This is a genomic window from Protofrankia sp. Cas4 (genome assembly GCF_963555915.1).
GTDB lineage: Bacteria > Actinomycetota > Actinomycetes > Frankiales > Frankiaceae > Protofrankia.
Genome location: NZ_CAUVXL010000211.1, coordinates 1 through 19,458, shown reverse-complemented (window position 1 = coordinate 19,458; position 19,458 = coordinate 1). Strand labels below are relative to the sequence as shown.

Sequence of the window (19,458 nt, the reverse complement as noted above, 5' to 3'; positions counted from 1 at the left end):
ATGGCCTCAGTATCCGACGCGGGCCGTGGCCGGACCGCCGCCGGTCGCGGGTGCGGGCGCGGGTGGGAGTTCCAGTTCTCGGCGTGCGTACCGAAGCATCAGGATCGCGTCGACGACCCCGAGAACGGCGTACAGAAGGACGAATACGCTGAGGCTGGCGACGATCGTCGCTGTACCCACCGACGGCGACCGGGCATCGCTTGTCAGCGCCAGACCCTGGACGATCCACGGCTGGCGTCCGTTCTCGGTCAGCAGCCAGCCGGCGGTGTTCATGAGGAATGGCAGCACCGCTGACCACACGGCCAGCCGGAGAAACCATCGGGAGTGTTCCAGTCGCTGTTTGCGCAGCAGCCACGCACCCCATACCGACAGCAGGAGGACAGCGCCACCGAGATAGGCCATCACCCGCATCGACCAGTACTGGACGAAGACGTTGGGTATGTAGTAGCCGGGACCGTAGCGCTGTTCATACTGCGTCTGCAGCTCGTTGAGGCCGATGACTTTTCCGTTCCAGCTGCTGGTCGCCAGGACCGACAGCAGATGCGGGACCTGGATGATTTTCGACGGGTTCTGGTCGTTGTTTCCGCCGCCGGTCTGGAACAGCGAGAACGAGCACGGCTGGCAGGTGTACCATTGCGCCTCGGCCGCGGCTATCTTCATCGGCTGAAAGTCCGCCTCGACGATACCGAGGTGGCTGCCGACCATGATGGCGAGCAGGGAACCGGGGACGAGAACGACGATTGCGAGCCGGGCCGACCGGTGGAACACCGCCGGGCTCGACCCGTTGCGCAGGTGCCAGGCGGACACGGCGAGCATCACCACGGCCGCGGTCACCAGCGATGCCAGCACAACGTGGAGAAAACCCCACACGAACACGGTGTTGGTCAGGACCGCCCAGATGTCGGTGAGCTGCGCGCGGCCGGTGGCCCTGTTGACCGTGTACCCGACCGGGCGCTGCATCCACGAGTTCGCCGCCATGATGAACGCGGCCGAGGCGACGCCGCCGACGGCCACTGCCCAGATGGTGGCCAGATGGACCCGGGCGGGCAGCCGGTCCCAGCCGAACAGCCACAGGCCGAGAAAGGTCGACTCCAGGAAGAAGGCCGCGAGCCCCTCCATCGCCAGTGGCGCGCCGAAGACGTCGCCGACAAATCTCGAGTAGATCGACCAGTTCATGCCGAACTGGAACTCCTGGACGAGCCCGGTGACCACTCCGATTGCGATGTTGATGACGAGAAGCGTCCCGAAGAAGTGCGTCAGTCGTAGATATTCCGGGCGACGGCTCCGGTACCAGGACGTCTGCAACAACGCGGTGAGAAAACCCAGTCCTATCGTCAGCGGCACAAAGAGGAAGTGATAGATCGATGTGGTGGCGAACTGCAACCGTGCCAGGTCAGTCGTTGACACATCCACATCCCGATCCAGATCCAGGCGCGCGGGGCTGACGTCCCGGCACAGGCAACTGGATACTGTATGGCGTCGCCTCGCCTACCCTGGGTGATGGCGGGCGCGAGTGCGGCTCAGGTGCGGCTCAGGATCTGGCGAGCCGCTGGGCCAGCGATTGTTCCGCGGGGCGCAGCGCGGCCACAGCTTCCGCGCGGACCGACCAGCGGCTGGAACCGGTCGGACCATCCAGCCGGCCTCTGCCCAGGGCCTGGGTAATGCGTTGCCGGACAGCCTGTTCCTCGGCCGCATCACAGGCGAAGAGCGTGCGTATCGTGACTGACTGGCCGGAATGTTCCGGGATGGCGGTGTGATGTGGCCATCGGCAGCTGCCCAGGTGCTCCCAGTGGCCACACAGCTCAACGGTCACAGCCGCGCCCGGCGCCTGCTCATCGGCATCTGCCACCAGCTCCAGGGCAGCCTCATGAACGAATGTCTGGCGCACACCGGCAGGATACGGCCTGGGTCCATCGGCGTTGACAATTGTGGCTACACAACTACTAGATGTTCACCCGGTCGCTGCCGGTTGTCTGCGGTCGATCGGAACAATATGTTGATGGCAGAGCCGCCAGTAGTCATCTTTGGTCCCGGTAGGCACAGCGACAGTTGGTGGGCGCTCCTGCCCTCCACTGAAGTGCTCCGTTCCCCGCATTTTAACGATCTGCTTGCCCTTGTGGAGCGTGCGATGGCGAAAGAGGAGCCAGGCCGCCCGTTCACCCTGACACTCGACCATCGCGGCATACGCGAACCAGGCGCGAGACCTCAGGCATCGCACCACGGTGGTGCAGCTCAGCACGTCAGCTCTGTGTGTGTGCGAACTGCCACTGACCAGGACTGACCAGGACTGACGTGGACGGGGCTGCCAAAATCCCGTCCACGTCAGCTGGTCAGCTGGTCAGCTGAGGCTACCGACGGCAGTGCGCGCTTCGATGATGGGCAGCGGTCCGGTGTACACGTCGGCGTAGTGGGACTCTTTCCGGACTTCGTAGACCCAGCTCTTGCTCACCGTGATGCCGCGGGCTGCGAGGAACGCCAGAGCCTGGCTGGCGGAGCCGTTGGTCTGTTCCAGGGCGTGCACGATCGCCTCCCGCTTGTCGGCGATATCCAGCGTTGGGGACGGCGGAACCCCGTCGAATCCGCCGACATCCCCGCTGTCCAGGTCGCCACCGACCAGGGACGTCATCGCGGCATGGGACGCGAAGATCGGCACGAGATCGCCGACGGGGCGCTGGGCGTCGCCGTGGACAGCGTGCTGGGCCTCGCGGTGGGCGTCGTGGTGGGCCTCACGGTGGGCCTCGCGGTAGGTCTCGCGGTAGGTCTCGCGGTGGGCCTCACGCAGGCGCGGAACGCCCAGCGTGTTGCCGGCTGCATCGGCCCCACGGTCGGCCCCAATGCGGGCCCCACGGTCGGCCGCGATGTCTGCGGTGAAGTCGTCACGCAGGTGGCCGGCCGAGGGCGCGCGGCTCGCGGCAAGGCGCCTGCCGACGACCCGGATCTGGCGCATGAGTAGTTCATAGGAGCCGAGCAGCGCCAACGCCGGCCAGCCCGCGATGACACGGGCGGTCAGATTGGGTTCGGCGTGCAGCACGTTGGCGGCGAGGGACGCGAAGGCCCCCATGGTCAACAGGAGGTAGGACAGCCAGGACCGGCTCCGGCCGGCACGGCGGTCCGCCAGCATCGTCATGGATGCGGCCAGCATGAGGCCGTCCACACTGAACGGAATGACCGCCGCGGCGGTGGAGTCCTCGCCGTGGTCCAGTGCGACACCGCGCATGTGCCGGTAGGAGACGAACGCCGCCACCGCGGCGACGGTGACCACCGCCACGACCGTGGCCGCGCTGATCGCGCGATCCATCCAGCCTGACCCTGTGTCGGTCTCCGCTCCCGGTCGGCCGTCCTCCGCTGGCAGGAACACAGGATCCCCTCCCACTGTTGAGGCTTTGCTCGTTGACACAACGTCCCGCGTGACTACGTCGATAGCCTGCCACCTCCTCGCATCCACACCACACCAGGGCGCCCTTCGGGGTCACACCTATACGCTCTGCTCATGTCCTGTCATGCCGGGTCCATCGGTCGCGGCGTCGCCGACGGGCCGGACCTGCTGCGGGCCTTGTTCGCCTACGTGGACGGGGTCATCGGCGACGAACCGGTGCTCACTGTCGACCCAGCTGTTGCGATCCGTGCGGACCGGGACGAGCGCGACGCCCGCGATGCCCGCGACGCCCGCGACGCCCGCCGTGCCGAGGGAGCCACCGGAGGTGTTGGGTGGTGACCGACGACAATGTGGCGAGGTGCGTGCCCCAGCCCCGCGACGCCGCGTCCCCTCTTGCCGGTCGCTCTTACTGCCGAGGATCTGGGAACTCCGTGACAGCCTGACCGCCTATGACGCGGCGTACCTCGAGGCCGCGGAACACTGCGACGCGCCGTTGGTCACCCGGGACAAGGAGCTGCTCGCCCATGCCGGGCGGGCGCGGTGCCCGATCCACGCGATCGGCCCTGTTGCGTAGCCGAAGAGCAGCTCGTACTTCGCCCGCAGCGCAGTCTTCATCTTGGCCATCGTCAGTCTCCCACCGGGTAGCCGTATTCACGCAGTCGGTTACGGGCGATGTCGCGTTCCCGATTGGCGTTGGCCGTCGCGGGCCGGCTGCGTCGCTACGACCGTTTGAACCCGCCAGGGTTATCAGGCCGATTTAAGGAATGTGTGTATCTTCGGTCCGTATGCTGACCAGGCCCGGTGGGGACACCGCCCACATCGCCAGGCGGGTGCTGGATCGGGGGTGGGGCGATGCCGGATAAGACCGAGACCGGGACGCTGCTCATCTCGATGCCGGAGATCGCCGAGCTGGCCGGGGTCCAGCGTCCGGTGGTGACGAACTGGCGCCGCCGCCACAGGGACTTCCCGCCGTCCGCCGGCGGCCATGCCAGCGCACCTTGGCGACGACTGGGAACCGAGCATATGCTTGATCGATGAGTGAGATGCCGCTTCCGGAGGCGAGCGATCACCTGTCCGAGGTGGCCCGCCTTGCCGTGGAGACCGACTCGGTGGTCTACCTGACTGACCGTAGACGTCGTCTTGTCGCGATTGTGCCGGCGGCGGCCGTCGAGCGTCTGGAGCGCGACGATGCCCAGCGGATGCGGTTCTGGTTGGCAGATGCCGGGCTGCTGGACTCGGGGGAGAGGCTTGCACAGGAGGCTCCCGCCGAGGAAGACGTAGCGGCTGCTTATGCCCGAGCGGGGCTTGGACGTCCACTGTCGGACTACGTGTCAGCCGGTCGGTGACGGCGTTTACGGACTCGTCCGCACTGGTCAAGCTAGATGCCGCCGAGGCCGGAAGCGACGAGGTGCAGGCACTGGCTCGAGCCGGCCTCCTGGTTGTTTCTGCGTTGGCTCGCGTCGAGGTCCCAGCGGTCGAGTTCGCCCCGGGAGACGGTCCGGCGCTGCGTCTGTTTCCGGATGATCGTAAGAGTCCGGTCGCCATCGACCTACGGCGCGCCTTCGGTGCGCCGGCGATTCGCGGCATCCGAATGATGAAGACATTCGCCCGACAAGGTGTGGTCAGGGCCCGCGGTAAACTTCGCTGCGATGTGCCATCCGGATCACCGTAACCACGAGCCGGGCATCCTCGACGTGATAGATCACCCGGTAGTCGCCGACCCTGAGCCGGAGCACACCCGAAGGCTCGCCGACGAGTGCCCGCACCCCAGGGGACGGGGATCATCCGCCAGCCGTGTCACCGCCATCAACACCCGGCGAGCCGTAACACCGTCCAGCTTGCGCAGCTCACGCAGGGCCCGTGTCGTCCACTCGATCTCGTACGCCACCGTCAGGTCAGGCCGAACTCGGCCATCACATCCCGGTGCGGCACGCGGGCCTCGCCGGACGCGAGCGCAGCCCGTGCAGCGGTCAGATCGGCCTCGTCCTCAGCCGCTTCCAGCTCCCGCAGATCCTCGATCGAGATCACCGCGGCCACCGCACGGCCATGGCGGGTGAGCAAGATCCGCTCATGCGCATGTTCAGCCTTGGACACGATCTCACCGAGATGATCCCGCGCTTCACTGATCGGCATCTCGCTCACACCCCACATTGTACAAACTGGGGGATCAAGAGGCACTCGTACCCGTCAGCGACCCGGGACGTCACGGGCCGGGAGCCTGCAGCGGCTCCGCAGAACCGTGCCAGCGTAAGGGACCGGTAGTCCCGAAACTGTCGGACACGTCCGGTACAACAACTGTGCCGCCGGCGTCCGGCAGGTGGCGGGTTGATGGACGAGCCGATCGTGGGGGATGTCGTGGGCACGCGTCAGGACGACGTCAGGGCACGGTCGCTGCGTCTGCTGGACTACCTCGCGGCTCTCTCCCAGGAGCTGTCGGCGAAGCCGAAGCGGCGCCTGGCCGACTACGAGCCGCCGCTGATCCGGCCGGCCGACGTCCCGGCGCACCCTGGGGTGGTTCTGGGCCCGGGTCCTGACCGGGATGCGTGGCTTGCGGTGGGGAAGGTGGAGGAGCCGGTCGCGCCGGTGCTGCCGCAGTCGCTGGCAGGTCATGTGTCCTCCGCCACGATCACGTTGGCCGGGCCGCCGCTGCTGCCGGTCGACTTCGACGAGTCCGCGGAGCGCGAGGGCGAGGATCCGGGCCCGGTGCGGGCCGAGCCGGTGCGGGCGGAGCTGGTGCGGGCGGAGCTGGTGCGGGCCGAGCCGGTGCGGGCCGAGCTGGCACGGTGGGTCGCCGGGTACTGGCAGCCCTGGGCGGAGCGGGCCCGGCCGGCACGCCACGCCAGGGCGCTGTACCAGCGCCTCTACGACCTGCGACTGCGCCTGCAGCGGGACAGCGCGACCCACGAGTTGATGTGGGGCCACGGCGTGCTGTCGTGGTCGGTGACGGGCGAGGCCGTCAACCATCCACTGCTTCTCACGCCGGTGACCATCGGGATGGACCCTGAGACCGGGGTTCTGTCGGTCGTGCCGGACGGGCTGCCGGCGGTGGAGACCGACCCGTTGCAGGGGCTGGGGCTCGCCGCGCTCGCGGAGCTGGCCGAACTGCGGGAACGGGTGCGGGCGAGCCCGCCGGATCCGTGGTCCGAAGGTGGCCTGGCCGAGGTGTACGCCCAGGCCGTCGCGCCGCTCGGCCTTGACGCGCACGTGGCACCCGGCCCGGCGGTGCCCGTCCCGGCCGCGGCAGCGGTGCTGGTCGACACGTGGGTGCTGTTCGTCCGGCCGCGCCCGGCGCAGCACCGGCGTTTCTACACCGAGCTGCGCCAGGTGCTCGCCGAGGCCGACACCCTGGCGGAGGCGTTCGCCGCGATCGTGGCGGAGGAAGACAACGGAACGGCGGCGGGCGGTGACGGTGACCGCGAGAACGGGGGCGCGGGCGCGGGCGACGACGGTTGGGATGCGATCGGGGAGCGGCTGCTCATGCCGTTGCCCACGAACGACGAGCAGGAACGCATCGCCGTCAGGCTCGCCCGTTCCCGCGGTGTCACGGTGCAGGGGCCGCCCGGCACAGGTAAGAGCCACACGATCGCGAACCTGGTCAGCCATCTGGTCGCCCACGGCAGGCGGGTGCTGGTCACCGCGCACAACGAGCAGGCGCTCGCGGTACTCCGCGAGAAGATCCCGGCGGAGCTGCGCGACTTCTCCATCGCGGTCCTGGGCTCCAACCAGGCCGCGCTCGGGGAACTGCGCGCCTCCGTCCAGACCATCATGGACGCGGTCTCGGGCATCGAACCGGTCGCGGAGACCGTCATGCTTGAGGCGCTCGGGCGCGACCTCGACGCGGCCCGGACCCGCGAGCGCAACCTCCAGTTGCGCCTGGTGGAGCTGCTCCGCGACGAGGCCGCGGAGTTTGCGCTCCCCGAGGGGCCGGCGAAGGCCGCACAGGTCGGCGCCTGGCTCGCCCGCCACGAGCCGGAGTGGGGCCGCATCCCGGACCGGTTGTCGGTTGATCAGCGTCCACCACTGAGCGCCGCCGAATTCACCGACCTGATGCACCTTGCGGGCGCGACGGATGCGGCCGACGCGGCTGCCGCCCGCTGTGTGCTTCCGGATCTCACGGCAATCCCGTCCGCCGGGGATCTCATCACGCAACACCGTGCCCTCGACCGCCTCCGGGACGAACTCGCGGATCTTGAAGAGCGGGGTGTCGTGCTGCCCGCCGTCGACACGCTCGGCGGACCGGCGCTCGCAGCCCTGGTCGGCGACGTCGCGCAGGCGGCTGCTCAGATCGCCGAGCTGGAGGAGCCGTGGTTGTTCAGCCTGCGCGGCCAGGTCGCCCAGTCCGCGATGCTGGCCGGATTCTGGTCGGAGCAGGCCGGGGCGCTCGCCGAATGCGCCGGCACGCTCGTGGACGCGCGGCGTCGGACGTCCGGTAGAGAGATCGTCGTTCCGGACGGTGACCCCCGTCTGCAGGAGGGTTTTCTCGACGAGTTGGAATCCCGTTTCGCCGGGGGTAGGGGCATCCCGCGCTTCGGTAACAAGGGCCTGAAGGAGTTCCACGCCACCGCCCGGGTCGACGGTTTCGAACTGCGGACCCCCGCCGACGTCGACGCCGTCCGGGCGGCGGTCCGCGAGCGGGTAACCCGGGCGAGCGCGGGTCGCCGGTACGGCGAACTGGTCAGCCACCTGCACGCGCCACCGCTGTCCGCCGATGGTCCGGCTTTCCTCCCCGGGCTCGAACACGCCGTCAACCTGCTGCGTAGCGCGATCAGCTGGGAGACCACGGGCGCACCGGCGCTACTCGCCCGGCTACGCACAGTGCTACCCGATGCCCCGGGACGGCCCACCGGCGCGCAGCTGCGAGAGATCGCCGACGTGCTCGCGGCGGCCGCGAAGCGGGGTGATGAACAGGCTCTGACGGCGCGGCTCGACGAGCTCGGAACGGCCCTCGAGGCCGGGCAGGGGCAGCCGGGCGCGAGCCTGCTGTGGGGCGTGCTGCGCGACACCCTTGCCCGGCGTGATTTTGCCGCCTGGCAGGCGACCTGCGAGGAGATCGCCCGCTTGACCGGCCTGGGGCCCGCTCTGACTCGCCGGGACCTACTGGCCGGGCTACTCGCCGTCGCCGCGCCGGTCTGGGCCGGCCGCGTCATCGACTCCGGGGGAGACACCGCCGTCTGCGGCCGGCCGCAGGACCTTGCCCGGCTGTGGCTGTGGCGCCACGCCCAGACCTGGCTGGAGGCCCTGCTCGGTCGCGGTGACGCTGAAGCGCTCCAGCGGCAGATCACCGACGCCGGGGCACAGGTGCGCCGGCTGGTGCTGGAGTCGGCCGCCCGCGGGGCACGGCTCGGCATGCACCGTAGCCTGCGGGATGATCAGCGGCGGGCGCTTGAAGGGTGGCTCCAGGCGCTGGCGAGGATCGGCAAGGGCACCGGCAAGTTCGCCGGAAAGTGGGAGGCCGAGGCCCGCGCCCAGATGCCGGCGGCGATGGGGGCCGTCCCCGTCTGGATTATGCCGATCCACCGGGTGCTGGCGAGCTTCGACCCTCGCCGCACCGATCTGTTCGACGTGGTCATCGTCGACGAGTCCAGCCAGTGCGACGTGCTGTCCCTCGGTGTTCTCGCGCTCGGGCGCAAGGTCGTCATCGTGGGTGACGACAAGCAGATCAGCCCGGCGGCTGTCGGTGTGAACCGGGAGCGCGTCTTCGAGCTGATCGATTCCCATCTGCCCGACCTGCCGCAGCGCTCCCTGCTCGACGTGGAGGCCAGCCTCTACGACACCGCGAGCCGGGTGTTTCCGGGAAAGGTGCTGCTGCGCGAGCATTTTCGGTGCGTACCGGACATCATCGAGTTCTCCAACCGCTTCTACGACGGGAAGATTCTGCCGCTGCGGGAGGCGACCGATCTCGGCATCGGCATCGGCATCGGCCTCGGCATCGGCGCGCCGGTCCGGCCGGTCCGGGTGCCCGACGGGGCACGCACCCGCGGCCAGTACGGCGACGTCAACGAACCCGAGGCGCTCGCTCTCGTCCAGCAGATCCTCGACTGTTGCGACGATCCGGCGTACGACGGCATGACCTTCGGGGTCGTCACCCTGCTGGGGACCGGGCAGGGACGCCTGATCGAGCAGACGCTCGTGGACAAGCTCGGCGCCGAGGAGTACGAGCGCCGGCGGATCCGGGTCGGTGACCCCTACAACTTCCAGGGTGACGAGCGGGACGTCATCTTCGTGTCGGTCGTCGCCGACGACAACCGCTCCGCCGCGACCCGCAAGGCCGACCAGCAGCGCATCAACGTCGCGGCCAGTCGTGCCCGCGACCAACTGTGGATTTTCCACACCGTGGATCACGCCGTGCTGCATCCCGATGACGTCCGTGGGCAGCTGCTCGCCTACGCCTACGGCGTCAACACACCGCGGGCGCGGGCCGAAGCCCTCGAGGACCGGTGCGAAAGCGACTTCGAGCGTGCCGTTCTGCGGGATCTTCTGCGCCGCGGCTACCGGGTGTCCCCGCAGCACCACGTCGGTCATTGCCGTATCGACCTGGTCGTAGAGGGCGCCCGTGACCGGCTCGCGATCGAATGCGACGGTGACACGTTCCACGGTCCGCAGCAGTGGGAAACCGATCTTCGACGTCAGCGGGTGCTTGAGCGGCAGGGTTGGAAATTCTGGCGGGTCCGGGGTTCGGCGTATTTCCGCGATCCGGTCGCCGCGCTCGCGCCACTGTGGAAGCGACTCGACGAGCTGGACATCCAATCCCACAATCGTCAGCTCGGGACGCTGACGACGAGTCGCGGCACGCTGACACGGCCACCGCCTGTGCATGGAGGCGACCGGATCAAATCCGGGTAATGATCGGGGTCGAGTCGGGTTCGGCGCTGGGCCGAGCCGACGTCTGTGGATGCCGAAGCCCGGGATCACTGATGGCTGGCGGGCTGCTCCTGGCCCACCTGCCGGGCGTAGAGGCGGGCGTAGGCGCCCCCTGCTGCCAGCAGTTCGCCGTGCGTGCCCTGTTCGACAACCGTGCCTGCGTCCAGGACGTGGATGGCGTCGGCGTCGACGATCGTCGACAGCCGGTGCGCGATCACCACCCGGGTGCGTCCGGTGCCCAGCCGGGACAGCGCCTCCTGCACGACGTTCTCGGTCAGCGAGTCCAGCTGCGAGGTGGCCTCGTCCAGGACGAGCACGGGCGGGTCGGCGAGCAGGACCCGGGCAAGGGCGAGCCGTTGACGTTCCCCGCCGGAGAGCTGGTAGCCGCGGGCCCCGACCATCGTCTCGACACCCCGCGGCAGCTTGTCCAGCAGCGGGCGCAGGCCGGCGTCGACCGCGGCGGTGGCCACATCCTCGTCGCTGGCCTCGAGCCGTCCGTAGCGGATGTTCGTGGCAATCGTGTCGTGGAAGAGGTACGGGTCCTGGGGGACGACGCCGACGAGCGCCCGCAGTTCCTCCCAGTCCATCACGGTGAGGTCGACGCCGCCGCACAGGATCCGGCCGCGGTCGGGTTGATAGATGCCGGCGAGCAGGGAGCCCAGGGTGCTCTTGCCCGCACCGCTGGACCCGACGACCGCGGTCTTCTCCCCGGACCGGACGTCCAGGGTGAGGTCGCGCAGATTCCACCGCTGCGTGTCGTCCCCGGCCGTGTCCCCGCGACCACCGTGCAGCGTCGCAGGGTCCTCGTCGGGGTCACCCACATACCACCAGCGGCGCCGTGGATCGCGTCCCGCGGCGGACCAGGCGTCCTGCCGGCCCTGTCGGTAGCGGAACCAGACGCGGTCGATGAGCAGGTCCGGGGCGGCCCTGGTAGCGGCCGGTGCGCAACGCTGACCGGGCACCGGCTCGCGGACGGCCGTTCCGGCGCGCTGACCAGCGATGTCGGCGCGGTGACCAGTCGTGCTGGTCATGGTGCTCGCCGTGGCCCTGGTGGTCGTGGTGGTCGTGGTGGGCAGGTTGCGGGGATCGGGCGGGATGTCGAGCAGGCCGAAGATCCGCTCGACGCCGACGCCGGCCTCCAGCAGGTCCGAGCGGCTCTCCGCCAGACTCGTGACCGGCCGGTAGGCGTACAGCAACGCGGACGCGAAGGCGATCAGCGTGCCGATCGAGGTGCGTCCGCTGCTCACCAGCCAGCCCCCGAACCCCATCACCGCGACGACCGCGACGGCGGCGCCGGCCGAGGACATCAGCCCGGCGACCGCGGAAACCCGGGTGCGCCGCACAGCGATCCGCTCCAGGTCGTCGGCAACGGTCGCGAACCGTGCCGATTCGTGGTCGGTACGGCCGAACAGCCGGACGTGCAGCGCACCGGCGACGCCGCTGGTGTCGGCGAGCTGGGCGAAGTGCGCGGACCGCAACTTTATGTGCTGCCGGGTCAGTTCGCGGCCACGGCGCCGGCCGAGGGTCGTCAGCGCGAACACGCCGGGGGCCAGCAGCACCGCCAGCAGGCTCAGCCGCCACTCCAGGACGAAGACGGTGGCCGTGCCGACCATGGCGGTGACCGCGGCGGTGATCGCGTGCGGCATGGAGACGGAGACGGCGGCGCGGACCTCGTGCACGTCGTTGCCGAACAGCGACAGCAGCTCGCCCTGGCGCTGGCCCGGGAAGAAGCCGAACGGCAGCCGCAGCAGATGGTCGTGGACGGTGACGGTGACGCGCCTGGTCACCGTCTCACCGAGCCGCGAGCCGACCACCCTGGACGCCGCGCCGGTCACGGCGTCGAACACGAACACCACCAGTAGCAGTGCCACCTGGGGGAGCAGCGCGGACGTGCCCGGCACGGCCAGGCCGTGGTCGATCAGGTGCCGCAGGATGAACGGGGTCGCGGTGAAGGACAGGGCGCCGACCAGGTTCAGCGCGATGATGGCGAGGACGCGGCCGCCCTGGTCGTCGAAGAACCGGACGCAGCGGGCGGCCGTCGGGCTTGCGGTGAGCCGGGCGAGCACGGTCGCGGCGAGCCGTGGGATGAGGGGCGGCGGCCGGGTTTGGTCGTCTGGTGAGGTTGGGCCGTCCCGTGCGGTGGAAGCAGCGGACACGCATCCCCCTTCAGCCAGGCCCGCGCAGCCCGCTTCCCGCGGCCCGCCCTCGGGTACCTCCGGCGCCCGCGCGTTCGCATGCTGGATGCGTGACCGCTCGGACACCGCATCCATCATCGCCGGACCGGCCGACGGCGTGCACCGGTTTTCCGCAACCGGCCGTGGTCCTTATCCGGTCGTGGTCCTTATCCGGCCGCGGCCACCGTGGCCATGGCGGCGACCGCGGCCGGCTGGTCGAACTGCGTCCGGTACAGCTCCTCATACCGTCCGCCGGTGGCGAGCAGCTCGGTATGGGTGCCGCGTTCCACGACCCGTCCGTCCTCGATGACGAGGATGAGGTCCGCGGAGCGGATGGTAGACAGCCGGTGGGCGATCACCACCGCGGTCCGTCCGGTGAGTGCCTCGGCCAGGGCCGCCTGTACCGCGGCCTCGGAGGTGGAGTCCAGGTGTGCGGTGGCCTCGTCGAGGATCACTACCCGTGGCCGTGCCAGCAGGAGCCGGGCGATGGTCAGGCGCTGGCGTTCGCCGCCGGACAGCCGGTACCCGCGTTCGCCGACGATGGTCTCCAACCCGTCGGGCAGACTCTTGACGAGGTCGGCGAGCCTGGCGCGGCGCAGCGCATCCCACAGGTCGTCCTCGGTCGCTTCGGGGCGTGCCAGCAGGAGGTTCGCGCGGATCGACTCGTGGAATAGGTGCCCGTCCTGGGTGACCATCCCGAGTGTCGCGCGGATGGACTCGGCGGTCAGCTTGCGGACGTCGATCCCGGCCAGGCGCACCGCGCCGGTGTCGACGTCGTAGAGCCGGGCCGTCAGCTGCGCGATCGTGGACTTCCCGGCGCCCGACGAGCCCACCAGCGCCACCAACTGCCCGGGTTCGACCCGGAACGACACGTTATGGAGAATCTCGACACCGCCACGGGCGTCGAGCACGGCGACCTCCTCCAGCGATGCGAGCGAGACTTTGTCCGCGGGCGGGTAGCTGAAACTGACGTCGTCGAATTCCACCGCCACCCCTCCTTCTGGCACCCGTTGCGCGTCCGGGCTGTCTGCGATCAGCGGTTCGAGGTCCAGCACCTCGAACACCCGTTCGAAGCTTACCAGAGCGCTCATGACTTCCACCCGGGCGCTGGCCAGCGAGGTCAGCGGGGCGTAGAGGCGGGTGAGCAGCAGCGCGAGCGCGACGACGGCACCGGGTTCCAGCTGCCCACGCAGCGCGTAGAAACCACCGAGCCCGTAGACGAGGGCAAGCGCCAGCGCCGAGACCAGGGTCAGCGCGGTGATGAACACCCACTGCACCATCGCTGAGCGTATTCCGATGTCACGGACCCGCCGTGCCCGTAGGGCGAACGCGGCGGACTCGTGCGCGGGCCGGCCGAACAGTTTCACCAGCGTCGCGCCGGGCGCGGAGAAGCGCTCGGTCATCTGCGTGCTCATCACCGCGTTGTGGTTGGCCGCCTCGCGTTCGAGCCGGGCCAGTCGGCTGCCCATCCGCCGAGCGGGAAGGACGAAGACCGGTAGCAGCAGCAGCGCGAGCACGGTGATCTGCCAGGAAATTCTGATCATCACGACGAGGGTGAGCAGAAGCGCGACGATGTTGCTGACCACGCCGGAGAGCGTGTTACTGAAGGCCCGCTGCGCGCCGATGACGTCGTTGTTCAACCGGCTGACCAGCGCGCCGGTACGGGTGCGGGTGAAGAAGGCGACGGGCATCCGCTGGACGTGGTCGAACACGGTGGTGCGCAGGTCGAGGATCAGGCCCTCGCCGATGGTTGCCGACAGCCACCGGGACACCAGCCCGATGCCGGACTCGGCCACCGCGATGACGGCGATGAGCACCGCGAGCCCGACCACGACGTGGACGGCCTCGCCGCGCACGATCGCGTCGACGACCCGGCCCGCGAGGACCGGTGTCGCGACCGCGAGGACCGCCGTCACGACGCTGAGCAGCAGAAACCAGGTCAGCTGCCGGCGGCGCGGCCGGGCGAACCCGCCGATGCGCCGCAGGGTGGCCTTGGAGAAGGGGCGCCGTTCGTCCTGCGTGTTCATCGCGCTGTGCATCGACCGCCACGCGGTGACGTCCATGCTCATGGGGTACCTCTGCTCACGGGTTACCTCTCGGTGGCGCCGGGTCGCTACCGGCGTGCAGCGCCGGCCGTCCAGGGAAGGCTAGAGGTTCAAGCGAACTTCAGGTCAAGCGCGCCCGGACCGACCCTGCCACCTGCCCGCGCCCACCGCCGGTCCGGCCGGCCACCTCGGCAGATCATGGCGGTGGTGGGGGTGGGTACAGTCGGGGCGTGGCGCGTGCGGTCCTGCGAGAGCTCCGGTTGACGGCCTTCAAGTCGTTTGCCGGGGCGACGCTGCCGCTCGCTCCGCTCACCGTCCTGACGGGCCGCAACAGCAGCGGGAAGTCAAACGCCCTGGACGGGATCGAGGTCCTGGCCCGACTGGCCGGTGGGGAGGATCTCGCCGACGCGCTGGACGGCAGGCGGCGTGAGGGCGGTCCTGTCCGCGGCGGTTCACGGGGATGCGCTCCGCACGGGACCACGTCATTCCAGCTTGGTTGCACGGTGGCGGTGGACGGCGAGGAAATCGTCTTCGATGTCGAAGTACAGGTCGAACCCGAGCTGCGGGTCCTTTCCGAGAGCCTCTCCGGCCCGGCCCCGTCGGAAGCGTCCCCGGTCATTGAGCACCGGATTCTCCTGGAGAGCTACGAATCTCCCGACGGCTCGGCGGCCGTCGATGCAGCCGTTTACAACGGAAAGCGTGGGCGGAACCCCCGCTATTCTTTCCGTGACTCACGGCTCCTCATCACCCAGCTACCCGCCCGTCTCGTTCCGCAGAACACAGCGGACCGGGCGGTGATCGCTGCTGCGGCGGCCGTGACCGGAGCACTTCGTGGAACGTTCCATCTCGATCCCGTGCCGCACCTGATGCGGGACTATGTGCCGGGGCGGGACGCCGAACTGCGACGGACCGGCGCCAATCTGTCGGCGTCGCTCGGCCGCCTGCGGCAGGACGACCTCGGGACTTTCAACCGGCTCGTCGCCCTCGTCCGCGAAGTGGCCGATGCGCAGGTTCGGGAATTGATTGTCACGGAGTCCGGCCTTGGTGATGTGATGTTGGCGATCCGAGAGGGCAAGGACCGGCAGGAGGTAACGCCTGCGCGGGAGATGAGCGACGGACTGCTTCGCTTCATCGCCATTGCCACCGCACTGCTCACCTCAAACCGAGGCCTCGATATCGACCAGGGCCTGCTGGCTCCGGGCGGGCCGCCGGCCGGCGTGCTGCTTGTGATCGAAGAATTGGAAAACGGCCTGCATCCTTCGCAGGCCGTCCGTGTCATGCGGTTGATCCAGGAGACCATCAGGGAACTGGACAATCAGGTGATTTTTACGACCCACAGCCCCGCGCTGCTCAACGCGCTACCGGGAAGCGCGAACGACGATGTGATCGTCTGCTATCGGGACGTCGATGACGGCTACAGCCATCTTGACCGTCTGACCGACCTCCCTGGTTACGCCGAAGCCATGGCCGCCGGCCGGCTCGGTGATCTCATGTCGAGCGGCCGTCTGGTGCGACCGGAGGAACGTCGGACCGACTTCGCGGAGTTCAACCGGCTGTTGGGCATCGAATGAGACGACCGGTCTGGTTCGTTGACACCTCCATCTTCCTGAATTTGTTAGACGTTCCGGGGTTTTCGCAGGACCGGGAACGTGTGGTCGATGATTTTCGGGCGAAACAGAAGTCGGGAAGTCTCATTCTTCCGGTCGCCGCGGTCATCGAAACCGGGAACCATGTCGCCCAGTTGAAGAACGGTCTCGCGCGGCGCGAGGCAGCCCGGAAGTTCGGCGACGCACTGCTGCTGGTATCGGACGGCCGTGCTCCCTGGGAGTTGAACAGCTCGAAATGGGACGACGACTTCCTCCACCGGCTCGTCTCCGGCGGAATGACTGGTCTGACCCTGGTCGAACACGCGATCCGCGGAGTCGGGTGCGGGGATCTGTCGATCCTGGTTGAACGTGAGATCTACCGGGAACGCACCGGACTCTCGGACGTCCGGATCTGGACGCTGGACGCGAAGCTGGCGGCGCACAGCTGACCTCGTCCGATTCGGCCGGCGGCGGCAGGGTTGCCTTCCGACGGCATCGTCGTCCAGCGCGACGATGCCCACGACTGCCGCATTATGGATCCGTAATGAAGTAAGTAATGCAGGCCGGCATGCGTCTTCGCAGGTCAGGGGCTCGCAAGGGCCCCAAAGTGAACAAGTTATTTCATTCCGAATCCTATGCGGGAACTGGGAGCCAACCCTTGTCGCTGAGGGTGCCCCATGTCACCTCGAGCTGCTCCTCGGAGAAACGTCGCTTACGGGCGCTCCACGCGTAGGTACGCTCCATTGCGGTTTGGAGAGTCGTAGCGCCCTCCTGGGCCGCGACCCAGTGCAGGGTGGAGAGGAGCTCGAGGCCGAAGGGTGTCTCGAACCCTTGGACGAGGTCTGCGACGCGGTCGAACCGGGCACGCGTCGCGGACTGGCCGGCGAGGAAGGACTCCGCGTCGGTGACTGCGCCTGGTAGCAGCGTGAGCTCATTGTCTGGTACATCGCCGCTGTCGGCGTAGCCGGAGATGAGATGGCCTTCGACAGCATGCAGTACATGTCGCAGGTTCTCGGCATAGGGGCCGTAGAAAGCCTTGGCGTAACGCAGTCGCAGTGGTTCACCAGCTTCCTGCATGAAGTACATGAGTTTGTGCACTTCAAGGAGCGTGACGAAGGGATCCATCAGCCCGTCAAGATAGCGAGAGACCAGGGCGACGAGCGCGGCACGGCCCGGCGTCATGATCGACACCTCAGGTCGTGCGGATACAACTGGTTCCGCCACGCTGCCACGTGGTTCAAAGAGAATCACACGTACATCATCGAGATTTCCCAGTGCGGCCTCGATTTGGGGATAGACGTCGTCCCAGCGCAGACCGCCAAGACCGCTGCCGAGTGGCGGAACTGCGATTGACCGAATGTTCCTGTCCCGGATCTCCGCGGCCAGGGCGCGAAGCCCTGCTTCGATGTCCTCCATGCGGCTGGCGCCGCGCCAGTGCCTTTTGGTGGGGAAGTTGACGATGAGTCTCGGGTTTGTCAGTGATCCCGTCTCGAAGACGAACATTCGACCCGGCTGGACTTCTCCATGGTCGCAGGCGGAACGATAGGAACGGAAGTTGGCCGGATAGGCTTCTTTGAACTGCAGCGCGATACCCCGGCCCATGACGCCGACGCAGTTGACCGTGTTGACTACGGCCTCCGTATCCGCCGTGAATATGTCGCCTTGCCGGTATTCGATCATGTCGGCGCCTCCCCTCTAGAAATACCATTCCGATCTGACCGCGAGCTCTGGTCGGTGCCGCGTGCCAACCAGAGCCTGCTCGACGTGCTGAGCCGTCTCTCGCGTCCGCACACCGATCTTATCAACAAGCTCCCACGGAAATGATCTGTACACGAGGAACTCGGCTTGTTTACCCTCCTTCACATCGGTCGACCTGAAGTCCGTCGCCTCGACTGCCGCCCAGTTGATCTGGCCCAGGTTCTCCAGCCCCGTGTAGAACCGTGCGTAGATCGTTGCGGCGTTTGAGGTCGAGAAGGCCCACCGTCTCGCTGACGCATCTGCCCATGCAACCACCTGGTGGAGGTCCGCCTCAAGATGAATGATCGGATCCTGGCCACCGCGATAGGCAAGCTTCGGGTTGTTCGCCCGTGAGATCACATACAACATGATCGAACGTGGGCAGAAGTAGAAGGGAACATAATCGCCGACACAGTCGCCGCCGTGACGGCTTACCGGCACGACCAGCCGGCGCTGTTTGATCTGGCTCATGCCGATCGTCGTGCCACTCCCGGATCGGCGTGACATCACCGCGTCGGACCAGAGGCAACCATCGGCGAGGATCGCGGGCAGACGGTCCACATGGACGATGTGGAACAGCTTCGGCCGCTCGGGTGTCGCCATGTCGAGCGCGAACCTCCGGAGGTATGGAGCTGATGGTCTGTCGGACCGTGGTTTGTGTTGTCCGGGTCCAGGGCTGAACGTCGTAGCTGCCGTTTGACCGTACGCCGCCGATCCGACACGATTGTCGGCCCGCTGGTGGATGCCGGGTCGATGGTGGGTCAGCGGCGGCGGAAGATGCCGCCCTTGCGAGGGGGACGCCGGCCGGGTATCGCGATGCGCGACTGCGCTCCGCCGTCGATCGCACCACGCAGCAGCCGGGACAACTCCCTGCGATGGTGTTCGCTGCCTGTGCCGGCCAGCCCGGCGCTCAACGCAAGGTCGTCGAGAACATAGCCGCTCACGCAGCAGCGTTCGTCCGATGCGCGGCGAGCGCCTCGACCGCAGCCCGGCCGAGCACTGCCACCGGATCACGGTCGTCGGCCCTGCTGCGCAGACGCTCGGCGACGTTGTTCAGTTCCGCAGCGATGCCAGGCGGCGCCGGGTAGACGCCAATGGTGTCGCGTACCCACGCCAGCGCCGCTGCATGGGCGTTCAGCACCGCAACAGCCCGCTCGGCAAACTGATCGGACTTGCCCAGCAGGTCGCCGACCAGTGCATGTGCGCGGCTCCGGTCGTCGACTGTGATCATGAATCTAGATCTTACCTTCTGCGGTGGGTCAGCGGCGGCGGAAGATGCCGCCCTTGCGAGGGGGATGCGGGCCGGGCGGGGCCGGCTGGGGTGAGGTGGACGGGATCGCCCTCGGTGGGACGGGGTGCCAGCCGGCGGGCAGGGTCAGCGGCGCGTCCGCCGGGATGCGCCGGACAGCCGGGTCGTAGCCGTCCAGCTCGCCAGGCTCGAAACGGACATTCTTGATCACCCACCAGAAGGAGCCGTCCGGCTCGCCGACCACCTTGTACGAACCATCCGGAAGCAGGAGCGCCCACCCGCTTCGGCCCCCGATCATAATTGCGATCTGTCGGCCGGTCGCGGTGTCCCACAGCCGCACCGAGCCATCCTCACCCCCAGAAACGATCATGGTGCCGTCCGGGGAGAACCCCACCGACCACACCCTGCAGCTGGGGCCGGTCAGGGTGCG

20 protein-coding genes are annotated in these 19,458 nt (G+C 68.3%); 7 read left to right on the top strand and 13 right to left on the bottom strand.

From position 1 onward, the window contains the following. Positions 1 to 6 precede the first annotated feature (6 nt). From U9979_RS19440 to U9979_RS19430, 3 genes are all read right to left on the bottom strand, one after another. Positions 7 to 1,407 carry a cytochrome ubiquinol oxidase subunit I gene (locus tag U9979_RS19440; protein ID WP_322780518.1) on the bottom strand — a complete coding sequence of 467 codons (1,401 nt, stop codon included), beginning with the start codon at positions 1,405 to 1,407 and terminating at the stop codon, positions 7 to 9. A 124-nt stretch (positions 1,408 to 1,531) separates the two neighbouring features. Next, entirely contained in the window at positions 1,532 to 1,888 is a 357-nt protein-coding gene (locus U9979_RS19435; RefSeq protein WP_322750999.1) for a hypothetical protein, read from the bottom strand. A 450-nt stretch (positions 1,889 to 2,338) separates the two neighbouring features. Continuing rightward, the gene (locus U9979_RS19430; RefSeq protein ID WP_322780517.1) at positions 2,339 to 3,298 is read right to left on the bottom strand and encodes a DUF2637 domain-containing protein; all 960 of its coding nucleotides are present in this window, start codon (positions 3,296 to 3,298) and stop codon (positions 2,339 to 2,341) included. A 192-nt stretch (positions 3,299 to 3,490) separates the two neighbouring features. Here U9979_RS19430 and U9979_RS19425 point away from each other — a divergent pair, with 192 nt between their 5' ends. Continuing rightward, complete coding sequence (locus tag U9979_RS19425; protein ID WP_322780516.1) at positions 3,491 to 3,715, top strand: hypothetical protein; 225 nt, start codon at positions 3,491 to 3,493, stop codon at positions 3,713 to 3,715. Between the two features lie 108 nt (positions 3,716 to 3,823). Here the strand turns inward: U9979_RS19425 and U9979_RS19420 are convergent, their stop codons facing one another. Next, entirely contained in the window at positions 3,824 to 4,000 is a 177-nt protein-coding gene (locus tag U9979_RS19420) for a hypothetical protein (protein ID WP_322780515.1), read from the bottom strand. 228 nt (positions 4,001 to 4,228) lie between these two features. Here U9979_RS19420 and U9979_RS19415 point away from each other — a divergent pair, with 228 nt between their 5' ends. The 3 genes from U9979_RS19415 to U9979_RS19405 are packed head-to-tail and all read left to right on the top strand — an operon-like array spanning position 4,229 to position 5,048. Continuing rightward, on the top strand, positions 4,229 to 4,414 hold the full coding sequence (locus U9979_RS19415) for a hypothetical protein (protein ID WP_322780514.1): 186 nt from the start codon (positions 4,229 to 4,231) through the stop codon (positions 4,412 to 4,414). Beyond that, the gene (locus U9979_RS19410) at positions 4,411 to 4,722 is read left to right on the top strand and encodes a hypothetical protein (RefSeq protein WP_322780513.1); all 312 of its coding nucleotides are present in this window, start codon (positions 4,411 to 4,413) and stop codon (positions 4,720 to 4,722) included. Before U9979_RS19415 ends, U9979_RS19410 begins: the two co-directional genes overlap by 4 nt. Then, the gene (locus tag U9979_RS19405) at positions 4,719 to 5,048 is read left to right on the top strand and encodes a hypothetical protein (RefSeq protein WP_322780512.1); all 330 of its coding nucleotides are present in this window, start codon (positions 4,719 to 4,721) and stop codon (positions 5,046 to 5,048) included. Before U9979_RS19410 ends, U9979_RS19405 begins: the two co-directional genes overlap by 4 nt. Here U9979_RS19405 and U9979_RS25335 read toward each other — a convergent pair. After that, entirely contained in the window at positions 4,999 to 5,112 is a 114-nt protein-coding gene (locus tag U9979_RS25335; protein WP_416220260.1) for a type II toxin-antitoxin system RelE family toxin, read from the bottom strand. The genes U9979_RS19405 and U9979_RS25335 overlap by 50 nt on opposite strands. Positions 5,113 to 5,266: 154 nt before the next feature. Continuing rightward, a complete protein-coding gene (locus tag U9979_RS19400; protein ID WP_322753388.1) occupies positions 5,267 to 5,509 on the bottom strand; it encodes a type II toxin-antitoxin system Phd/YefM family antitoxin in 243 nt (80 codons plus the stop codon). 195 nt (positions 5,510 to 5,704) lie between these two features. On the opposite strand from U9979_RS19400, the gene U9979_RS19395 reads away from it, so the two are divergent. Then, on the top strand, positions 5,705 to 10,219 hold the full coding sequence (locus U9979_RS19395; RefSeq protein ID WP_322780511.1) for an AAA domain-containing protein: 4,515 nt from the start codon (positions 5,705 to 5,707) through the stop codon (positions 10,217 to 10,219). 65 nt (positions 10,220 to 10,284) lie between these two features. On the opposite strand, the gene U9979_RS19390 is transcribed toward U9979_RS19395, so the two are convergent. Together U9979_RS19390 and U9979_RS19385 are read right to left on the bottom strand one after the other, a co-directional pair. Continuing rightward, positions 10,285 to 12,498 carry an ABC transporter ATP-binding protein gene (locus tag U9979_RS19390; protein ID WP_322780510.1) on the bottom strand — a complete coding sequence of 738 codons (2,214 nt, stop codon included), beginning with the start codon at positions 12,496 to 12,498 and terminating at the stop codon, positions 10,285 to 10,287. Between the two features lie 80 nt (positions 12,499 to 12,578). Further along, complete coding sequence (locus tag U9979_RS19385) at positions 12,579 to 14,480, bottom strand: ABC transporter ATP-binding protein (RefSeq protein WP_322780509.1); 1,902 nt, start codon at positions 14,478 to 14,480, stop codon at positions 12,579 to 12,581. 206 nt (positions 14,481 to 14,686) lie between these two features. On the opposite strand from U9979_RS19385, the gene U9979_RS19380 reads away from it, so the two are divergent. Further along, positions 14,687 to 16,027 carry an AAA family ATPase gene (locus U9979_RS19380; protein WP_322780508.1) on the top strand — a complete coding sequence of 447 codons (1,341 nt, stop codon included), beginning with the start codon at positions 14,687 to 14,689 and terminating at the stop codon, positions 16,025 to 16,027. Between the two features lie 80 nt (positions 16,028 to 16,107). Next, on the top strand, positions 16,108 to 16,491 hold the full coding sequence (locus U9979_RS19375; RefSeq protein ID WP_322780507.1) for a hypothetical protein: 384 nt from the start codon (positions 16,108 to 16,110) through the stop codon (positions 16,489 to 16,491). Between the two features lie 184 nt (positions 16,492 to 16,675). Here U9979_RS19375 and U9979_RS19370 read toward each other — a convergent pair whose 3' ends face one another. From U9979_RS19370 to U9979_RS19350, 5 genes are all read right to left on the bottom strand, one after another. Beyond that, entirely contained in the window at positions 16,676 to 17,722 is a 1,047-nt protein-coding gene (locus tag U9979_RS19370) for a macro domain-containing protein (RefSeq protein WP_322780506.1), read from the bottom strand. A gap of 15 nt (positions 17,723 to 17,737) precedes the next feature. Beyond that, positions 17,738 to 18,382 carry a DUF4433 domain-containing protein gene (locus U9979_RS19365; RefSeq protein ID WP_322780505.1) on the bottom strand — a complete coding sequence of 215 codons (645 nt, stop codon included), beginning with the start codon at positions 18,380 to 18,382 and terminating at the stop codon, positions 17,738 to 17,740. 158 nt (positions 18,383 to 18,540) lie between these two features. Next, positions 18,541 to 18,723 (bottom strand): hypothetical protein, encoded by a 183-nt coding sequence (locus U9979_RS19360; RefSeq protein ID WP_322780504.1) that lies wholly within the window; start codon positions 18,721 to 18,723, stop codon positions 18,541 to 18,543. Beyond that, positions 18,720 to 19,010 (bottom strand): hypothetical protein, encoded by a 291-nt coding sequence (locus tag U9979_RS19355; RefSeq protein WP_322780503.1) that lies wholly within the window; start codon positions 19,008 to 19,010, stop codon positions 18,720 to 18,722. Before U9979_RS19355 ends, U9979_RS19360 begins: the two co-directional genes overlap by 4 nt. Before the next feature lie 28 nt (positions 19,011 to 19,038). Continuing rightward, the coding region (locus U9979_RS19350; protein WP_416220258.1) for a WD40 repeat domain-containing protein at positions 19,039 to 19,458 on the bottom strand (420 nt) is incomplete at its 5' end.

Coding starts and splice junctions, on each gene's coding strand:
- U9979_RS19430 (WP_322780517.1), bottom strand. CDS start 3,298: ATGGATCGCGCGATCAGCGCGGCCACGGTCGTGGCGGTGGTCACCGTC.
- U9979_RS19425 (WP_322780516.1), top strand. CDS start 3,491: ATGTCCTGTCATGCCGGGTCCATCGGTCGCGGCGTCGCCGACGGGCCG.
- U9979_RS19420 (WP_322780515.1), bottom strand. CDS start 4,000: ATGGCCAAGATGAAGACTGCGCTGCGGGCGAAGTACGAGCTGCTCTTC.
- U9979_RS19415 (WP_322780514.1), top strand. CDS start 4,229: ATGCCGGATAAGACCGAGACCGGGACGCTGCTCATCTCGATGCCGGAG.
- U9979_RS19410 (WP_322780513.1), top strand. CDS start 4,411: ATGAGTGAGATGCCGCTTCCGGAGGCGAGCGATCACCTGTCCGAGGTG.
- U9979_RS19400 (WP_322753388.1), bottom strand. CDS start 5,509: ATGCCGATCAGTGAAGCGCGGGATCATCTCGGTGAGATCGTGTCCAAG.
- U9979_RS19395 (WP_322780511.1), top strand. CDS start 5,705: ATGGACGAGCCGATCGTGGGGGATGTCGTGGGCACGCGTCAGGACGAC.
- U9979_RS19385 (WP_322780509.1), bottom strand. CDS start 14,480: ATGAGCATGGACGTCACCGCGTGGCGGTCGATGCACAGCGCGATGAAC.
- U9979_RS19370 (WP_322780506.1), bottom strand. CDS start 17,722: ATGATCGAATACCGGCAAGGCGACATATTCACGGCGGATACGGAGGCC.
- U9979_RS19365 (WP_322780505.1), bottom strand. CDS start 18,382: ATGGCGACACCCGAGCGGCCGAAGCTGTTCCACATCGTCCATGTGGAC.
- U9979_RS19355 (WP_322780503.1), bottom strand. CDS start 19,010: ATGATCACAGTCGACGACCGGAGCCGCGCACATGCACTGGTCGGCGAC.